Origin of the sequence: Hymenobacter defluvii, from assembly GCF_017589435.1 — a bacterium.
In the GTDB taxonomy this organism is placed as follows: domain Bacteria; phylum Bacteroidota; class Bacteroidia; order Cytophagales; family Hymenobacteraceae; genus Hymenobacter; species Hymenobacter profundi.
On record NZ_JAGETX010000126.1, the window covers coordinates 1 to 394 of the forward strand.

At 56.9% G+C, this 394-nt stretch carries 1 protein-coding gene; it reads right to left on the reverse strand.

The window, feature by feature from the left end; all coding sequences use genetic code 11:
* Window positions 1-324 carry a M60 family metallopeptidase gene (locus tag J4D97_RS24115; RefSeq protein WP_432207237.1) on the reverse strand — a complete coding sequence of 108 codons (324 nt, stop codon included), beginning with the start codon at window positions 322-324 and terminating at the stop codon, window positions 1-3.
* Window positions 325-394: the final 70 nt, after the last annotated feature.

Here is a 394-nt window from a genome sequence, read left to right on the forward strand (position 1 = left end):
TTAGCAGGCTGAGGGCTGTCTTTCATGACGAAGGAAAGATAACACCCTATTCTGTCCAGATTTATCCGACCACCTCATTTCGGGGGGTAGCCACCCAGGGTAGGCAGTTGCTGCTTTCTGTGCTTCCGGACTGACGGGCACCCGCCATTGCGCGAAAAAAGGACCGAGGTTACGGTGGGTCGCCGTGCAGATGGCGGAAAACCAGTAGTCGCGCTTGGCCGCTTCGCTCGCCGGGTACTGGCCACGCGGCAGTTGCCGGTACTGCCGGTATACCTGCTCGATCGGTTCCCAGCCGAACGAGCTGATCAGTTGGATGTATGGGATGGTCCAGTAAAAACGGACAGTGCGCTAAGATAGGCTGATTTGAAAGTCGCGTTCGAATTGATGGGGCGAG